This is a genomic window from Streptomyces sp. NPDC002785, from assembly GCF_040295565.1.
GTDB lineage: Bacteria > Actinomycetota > Actinomycetes > Streptomycetales > Streptomycetaceae > Streptomyces.
This window is the reverse complement of record NZ_JBEOVN010000289.1, coordinates 1-7,009: the sequence shown is the minus strand read 5'-3', so window position 1 is coordinate 7,009 and position 7,009 is coordinate 1. Positions and strand designations below refer to the sequence as shown.

Annotated in this window: 8 protein-coding genes; all 8 read left to right on the top strand. The window is 68.3% G+C overall.

Going from position 1 to position 7,009, the window contains the following annotated elements; all coding sequences use genetic code 11:
* Positions 1-76 precede the first annotated feature (76 nt).
* Positions 77-721, top strand: a complete 645-nt coding sequence (locus ABTZ94_RS35335) for an HAD family hydrolase (protein WP_351207188.1) — start codon at positions 77-79, stop codon at positions 719-721.
* 42 nt (positions 722-763) lie between these two features.
* The gene (locus ABTZ94_RS35330) at positions 764-1,969 is read left to right on the top strand and encodes an MFS transporter (RefSeq protein WP_351207186.1); all 1,206 of its coding nucleotides are present in this window, start codon (positions 764-766) and stop codon (positions 1,967-1,969) included.
* Positions 1,938-3,110, top strand: a complete 1,173-nt coding sequence (locus tag ABTZ94_RS35325) for an acetoin utilization protein AcuC (protein ID WP_351207184.1) — start codon at positions 1,938-1,940, stop codon at positions 3,108-3,110. The genes ABTZ94_RS35330 and ABTZ94_RS35325 overlap by 32 nt, the downstream gene beginning before the upstream one ends.
* Before the next feature lie 121 nt (positions 3,111-3,231).
* Entirely contained in the window at positions 3,232-4,047 is an 816-nt protein-coding gene (locus tag ABTZ94_RS35320; protein WP_351207182.1) for a phosphatase, read from the top strand.
* Between the two features lie 128 nt (positions 4,048-4,175).
* A complete protein-coding gene (locus ABTZ94_RS35315) occupies positions 4,176-4,388 on the top strand; it encodes a helix-turn-helix domain-containing protein (RefSeq protein ID WP_351207180.1) in 213 nt (70 codons plus the stop codon).
* 110 nt (positions 4,389-4,498) lie between these two features.
* Entirely contained in the window at positions 4,499-4,597 is a 99-nt protein-coding gene (locus tag ABTZ94_RS35310; protein ID WP_003948845.1) for a 30S ribosomal protein bS22, read from the top strand.
* Between the two features lie 187 nt (positions 4,598-4,784).
* Positions 4,785-5,879 (top strand): NAD-dependent epimerase/dehydratase family protein, encoded by a 1,095-nt coding sequence (locus tag ABTZ94_RS35305; protein ID WP_351207178.1) that lies wholly within the window; start codon positions 4,785-4,787, stop codon positions 5,877-5,879.
* Positions 5,880-5,894: 15 nt separating this feature from the next.
* Positions 5,895-6,941: a lysophospholipid acyltransferase family protein gene (locus ABTZ94_RS35300; RefSeq protein ID WP_351207176.1), complete on the top strand. Its 1,047-nt coding sequence runs from the start codon at positions 5,895-5,897 to the stop codon at positions 6,939-6,941.
* Positions 6,942-7,009 lie beyond the last annotated feature (68 nt).

Here is a 7,009-nt window from a genome sequence, read left to right as displayed (position 1 = left end):
CGAACTCCTTTTAAGGAAAGCCCCGTGCCCTTGTGGCACGGGGCTTTCCTGCGTTCTGAGCGTCTAGGCTCGAACCATGCGCTACGAACTGGTCATCTTCGACAACGACGGTGTGCTCGTGGACAGCGAGCCGATCTCCAACACCATCCTGGCCGAGTACCTCACGGAGCTCGGTCATCCCACCTCGTACCAGGAGTGTCTTCGCGACTACATGGGGGCTGCCGTGCACCGGGTGCACGATCTCGTCGAGGAGAGGACCGGGGAGAAGCTGCCCGCGGACTTCGACGAGACGCTTCACTCACGGATCTTCGCTGCGTTCCAGCAGGAGCTGGAGCCGGTGGCGGGTGTCGACGATGTGCTGGGGAAGCTTGTCGCCGATGGGGTGGCCTACTGCGTCGCGTCCTCCAGCAACCACGAGCGGATCAGAGTCGGACACCGCAAGACCGGGCTCGACCAGTGGTTCGAGGAGGAGTGGATCTTCAGCGCGGAGGATGTGGGGCAGGGAAAGCCGGCGCCCGATCTGTACCTGCATGCCGCCGAACGGATGGGCGTACCTCCCGAGCGGTGTGTCGTCATCGAAGACAGTTCGCTCGGAGTGGAGGCGGCCAGGGCCGCGGAGATGGATGTGTACGGGTTTACCTCGATGATGCCGGCGGACCGGCTCACCGGGGTGACCGGGCACTTCTCCGACATGAGTCAACTGCGGGAATTGCTCGCCTGATCCACCTACCCATGGGTAGAGACTGGCCCTACGCTCGCGGCCATGACAGATGCTCGTGTGCGGCACGGCAGGGCCTCCCTCGCGTTGAGCTTCTTCGTGCAGGGAGTCACCTTTGCGCTGCTCGTGACGCGGATTCCCGCCATCCAGGACCGGTACGGGATATCCAACGGGCTGTTGCCGGTGTTCCTGGCCGCGGTGCCCATCCTGGCCGGGGCAGGCAGCGTGGTCACCGAGAAGGTGGTCGCGCGGATGCGGCCCGGGAGCGTACTGAGGTGGGCACAACCCGTCGTGTTGCTGGCGCTGCTCGGTGTCGGGGCCGGGAGCGCATTGTGGGAGGCGGCCCTGGCGCTCGGAGTGTTCGGGCTTGCCGTCGGGGCGCTCGATGCCTCCATGAACATGATGGGGGTCAGTCTTCAGCGGGCGTACGGGCGTTCCATCATGCTCGGGTTCCATGCCGCGTACAGCCTGGGCGGGATCGCCGGGGCGTCCATGGCGTGGGCCGGGGCGCACTGGGATCTGTCGCTGCTGGTCTCGTACCTGCCGACGGTTGCCGTGCTGCTGCCCGTCGCGTTCATCGGGAGCCGGTGGTACGTCGACGGCGCGTCGGTGGAGCAGGGTCCGGGGGAGGCGCAGGGTAAGGGGGCCACCTCCGTCTCCTTCACGTTGCTGATGCCGCTCTGTCTGGTGATGAGCTTCGCGTACATCGGGGACTCGACGGTCTCCAACTGGAGTGCCAAGTATCTGCAGGACGTGCTGGGGAGCTCGGAGCAGCTCTCGACCGTTCCGTACAACGTCTACATGGTGACGACGCTGTTGGGGCGGGCTGTCGGGGACTTCGGGGTGCGACGGTTCGGGGCTGTGGCCGTGGTGCGGTTCGGGAGTGTGCTGGCTGCCACCGGGTTCGGCGTGGTGGCGGTGGCCGGTGGGGCGTGGGTCGGGATGCTCGGGTTCACCTTGCTGGGGCTCGGGCTGTGTGTGATCGTGCCGCAGACGTTCGCCGCTGCCGGGCGGATGTTCCCCGGGGCGAGTGATACGGCCGTCGCGCGGCTGAATGTCTTCAACTACGTGGGATTTCTGGTGGGGTCGCCGCTGGTGGGGGCGCTCGGGGACGCCTGGAGCTACCGGGGGGCGATGCTCGTGCCGATGGTGTTGGTGCTTGCGACGCTCGTGTACGCCAAATCGTTCGGTGCGGAGCCTGCCCGATACGGTGGCGGGCATGACCGGCCGCACACAGTTGATGTGGGATGACGCAGTAACGGGATACGACTTCGGGGAAAGTCATCCGATGGATCCCGTCAGACTCGCGCTGACGATGGGGCTGGTGCGGGCGTTCGGGCTGGACGGTGCGGTGGATGTGGTGGCGGCCAAACCCGTCGGGGAGTCCACGCTGCGACTGGTGCACCGTGAGGACTATGTGGCCGCCGTGCGCGCCGCCTCGGCGGATCCGAAGCACGCCGATCAGAACTACGGTCTCGGGACGGTGGACGATCCCGCGTTCGCGGGGATGCACGAGGTGTCGGCGCTGATCGCCGGGCAGTCGGTGGCGGCGGCCGAGGCGGTCTGGCGCGGCGACACCGCGCATGCCGTGAACTTCGCGGGCGGGCTGCATCACGCCATGCCGGGCGGTGCGTCGGGGTTCTGCATCTACAACGATCCGGCGCTCGCCATCGCGCGGCTGCTGGAGATGGGTGCCGAGCGGGTCGCGTACATCGATGTGGATGTGCACCACGGGGACGGGGTGCAGGCGGCCTTCTGGGAGGATCCGCGGGTCCTGACCGTGTCGTTGCACGAGCACCCGCGCACGCTTTTCCCGCAGACCGGCTGGCCGGAGGAGACCGGCTCCGGGGCGGGTGAGGGCAGTGCGGTGAATGTGGCGCTGCCGGCCGGTACGGGGGACGCGGGGTGGCTGCGGGCGTTCCATGCGGTGGTGCCGGAACTGCTGGCGGACTTCCGGCCGCAGGTGCTGGTGAGTCAGCACGGGGCCGATACGCATTTCGAGGATCCCCTCGCTCATCTCGTGGTGTCGCTGGACGCGCAGCGGGCGGTGATGGCGGCCTGTCACGATCTCGCCCATGCGTACGTGGATGGCGGGCGCTGGGTGGCGCTGGGCGGAGGCGGCTACGCGGTGGTCGATGTGGTGCCGCGGTCCTGGACTCATCTGGTGGGGATCGCCGCGCATGCGCCGGTGGACCCGGAGTCGGTGATTCCGTCCTCGTGGCGGGACGAGGTCTATGCCCGGACGCGGCAGCTGGGGCCGGCCCGGATGACGGACGGGCGTACGCCTTCCTGGAAGTCGTGGGAGGAGGGGTACGACCCCGCGGACCGGCTGGATCAGGCGGTGCTGGCGACCAGGCGGGCGGCGTTCCCGTTGCGGGGGCTGCTGGCCTGAGGCGGGCGGTGCGGTCGCGGTGCGGCCGATTTTGTGCGATGGCGGGGAATGGTTACGCCAACCGTGGGGCGCAACCGGGCTTCTGGCCCCCCGTCCGGGTGATTGGGGGAGCATCGGTGGGGTGTTGAGCACCGGAGCGCTGCGTGCGCATCTGCTGGCGGCCCGGCTGGCCGGGCCCGTGGCCACACCGAGGGAAGTGAGTCTGCGGAGCTATCGGCTCTTCGCGGCCCGCGACCCGCGGGTGATGCTCGGCCTCGCCCCCGAATGGGGCTGGAAAGAGCCCGATCTTCTTCGTCTCATGGCCGAAAAGTGCGGGGTCTCGGACGATCCTGCTCATGTCTCGGGCCCTGATGTGATCGATCCGGAGCTGACCCTGGCACGTCTGGACGCCTTCGCCGTGCGGCTGTCGTATGCCGCGGCCCGGCGGGCGCCGGTGCTGTTCGGGACCGGTCATCCGCACCGGCTGCTCGGTTTCTACGCAGAGTTGGCAGACGCCATGTCGGCGGCCGGGTGCCCCGTACTCACCCCCGCGCAGGGGCGATGTATCGACATAACGACCCGGTTCGGCGTACGCACGTACAGCCTCGACTACGTACGAGGTGTCGCGATGGTGCGCGAACCTGGCGTGCGGGCTCCCGGTGGTGCCACCGGCGCACATACCCATTCACCGTTGCCGGTCCGGGTCGCCCTGGAGGCGGTCGCGGAAGGTCGCGGGCGGCTGCCGGAGCTGGTCGTCGGGGACCACGGGTGGGTCTGCGGGGCAGGTCAGCTGGGCATCGAGGCGATCGGTCTTGCGGATACGGACGATCCGGCGCTGTTCGTCGGGGAGGCCGAGGGGCGGGTGTCGGTCGCCGTTCCGCTCGACGACGCCGTGCGGTCCGCCTACTACCGGCCGCTCACTCGCTATGTACTCAATCGGGCGTGTCTGTCACAGTAGGCGGCCGATCGTCTCTCCTCTTCCCCACTCGCATCACACGCCCCTAATCTGGTGAGTGAGCGCACAGCGACGAAGAGTCACCGGAGGGGAAGCCGGTGCGCGTCTCGTGCGGAAGGTACAGGTGGGTCATGGCTGCTGGCAGCGAGAGGCCTCTCAACGAGGTCAAGTTTCTGACTGTGGCGGAAGTCGCCTCGGTCATGAGGGTGTCGAAGATGACCGTGTACCGCTTGGTGCACAGCGGTCATCTGCCGGCGATCCGGGTGGGGAGGTCCTTCCGGGTTCCGGAGCAAGCGATTCACGAGTATCTCCGCGAGTCCTTTGTGGGGGTGGAGTCCGCCTGAGGTTCACCTCGGATTACGCCCCTCACGCGGTGGCGGGTAGGCTAGGCCGACGTAGGTCGTGTGGGCCCAGACGCCCCGCACCAGTGAAGAAGAAGTGAGCGAGGGTAGTCGTGGGCTCTGTTATCAAGAAGCGGCGCAAGCGGATGGCCAAGAAGAAGCACCGCAAGCTGCTCAAGCGCACGCGCGTTCAGCGTCGCAACAAGAAGTAGGCGAACGCAGTTCGTGAATCCGCAGCCCTTCCGCCGACATGGCGGGAGGGCTGCGGTGCGTGGTGGGCGGCACGTACGCGCATTCGGGCCAAAGACTTGATGGAAGGCCGCCGTGCGGTCATCGCGGGGCAACATCCACCCGCTACGGTGACGGCCAGGGGAAACCTTTCGACGGAAGGCGCTGATCTTGGGGAAGGTCGTGCTGGTCACGGGAGCGGCCCGGCAGCTGGGCGGCCGCTTCGTGCGGCGCATCCAGCGGGATCCGGAAGTGGACCGGGTGATCGCCGTTGACGCGGTCGCGCCCGGACATCAGTTGGGCGACGCCGACTTCGTCCGCGCGGACATCCGCCAGCCCGCGATCGCCAGAGTTCTCGCCGAGCATTCCGTCGACACGGTCGTCCATCTGGACGTCTCCGCCAAGGCGGTCGGCACGGGTGGCCGGACGATGGTCAAGGAGACCAACGTCATCGGTACGATGCAGCTGCTCGGTGCCTGCCAGAAGGCGCCGAGTGTGCGGCGGCTGGTGATCAAGTCCAGTACGAATGTGTACGGCTCCGCGCCCCGCGATCCTGCGGTCTTCACCGAGACCACCCCGCCCAAGTCCCTGCCGAGCGGGGGTTTCGCCAAGGACGTGGTGGAGGTCGAGGGGTACGTACGGGGCTTCGCGCGCCGTCGGCCGGACGTCGCCGTGTGTGTGCTCAGGTTCGCGAACATCCTGGGGCCGAAGGCGGATTCGCCGCTCGCCGACTATCTGTCGCTGCCCGTACTGCCGACGGTGTTCGGATACGACCCGAGGCTCCAGTTCGTGCACGAGGACGATGTCGTCGACGTACTGGGAATCGCCTCGCGCGAGCCAAGACGCGGGACGCTGAACAGCGGCACCTTCAACATCGCCGGGGACGGCGTGCTGCTGCTCTCGCAGTGCTCGCGGCGGCTGGGGCGGCCGACGATGCCGCTGCTGCTGCCCGCCGTCACCTGGGTCGGCCAGGCGCTGCGTACGGTCGGCATGACGGACTTCTCGCCGGAACAGATCCGGCTGCTCACCCACGGCCGGGTGGTCTCCACGGTCCAGATGCGCGAGACCCTGGGTTTCCACCCGCGGTTCAGTACCGCGGAGACGTTCGCCGAGTTCGCGCGTAGTCAGGGGCCGGGACTGCTACCGCCGGAGGCGGTGGGCAGGGCGGTCGACCGACTGGCCGGCATGCCGTTCACCGGGGCGGTCGGCGATGTTCCGGGGATCACCGGGGCGGGCGGCACGCACCCGACCCCCAGCGCCAGGTAGAGGAGCGCATCGACGATGGCGGATGCCAAGGTCATTCCGTTCGACGACGACCGTTCGCGGTCGGGCGGCTCACCGCGCTCTGCGCGACGCCGGGGCCAAGGGCCCTCGGCAGCCGCTGTGGTCGGGACGGCGGCCGTCAGCGCCCTTCCGGGGCAGCAGGACGCCTCGCTGCCGCAGGAGGAGCCCCAGCCGGCCGGGCAGCCCCGGGAGGGGGCCGAGCGCGGTGGCTGGGACCGACGGATCGCCGGCGGGCTCGCGTTCCTGCGGCGGCGGGTCACCGGTGAGTACGACGTCGACGAGTTCGGGTACGACAAGGAGCTGACCGATCAGGTCCTGATGTCGACGCTGCGGCCGATGTACGAGAAGTACTTCCGGGTCGAGGTGAAGGGCATCGAGAACATCCCGTCCGACGGCGGGGCGCTCATCGTGTCCAACCACTCGGGGACATTGCCGCTCGACGGGCTGATGCTCCAGGTCGCCGTGCACGACAACCATCCGGCGGGGCGGCATCTGCGGCTGCTCGCCGCCGACCTCGTCTTCGTGCTGCCGGTGGTCAACGAGCTTGCCCGCAAGGCCGGGCACACGCTGGCCTGTGCGGAGGACGCGGAGCGGCTGCTGCGGCGGGGCGAGGTCGTCGGGGTGATGCCGGAGGGCTTCAAGGGCATCGGCAAGCCGTTCGGCGAGCGGTACAAGCTGCAGCGCTTCGGGCGGGGCGGCTTTGTGTCCACGGCGCTGAGGGCCGGGGTGCCGATCGTTCCGTGCTCGATCGTGGGGGCGGAGGAGATCTACCCGATGATCGGCAACTCGAAGACGCTGGCGCGGCTGCTGGGGTTTCCGTACTTCCCGATCACGCCGACGTTTCCCTGGCTGGGGCCGCTCGGGGCGGTGCCGTTGCCGACGAAGTGGACGATTCAGTTCGGGGAGCCGATTTCCACGAGCGGGTATCCGGTGGAGGCGGCGGAGGATCCGATGCTGATGTTCAATCTGACGGATCAGGTGCGGGAGCAGATTCAGCACACGCTGTACAAGTTGTTGGTGCAGCGGAGGTCGGTGTTCTTCTGAGGGGTGCGCGTACTGGGGCGCCCGGTGGGCACTTTGTCCTCAGCCGCCGGACGGGCTCTCAAAGCCCG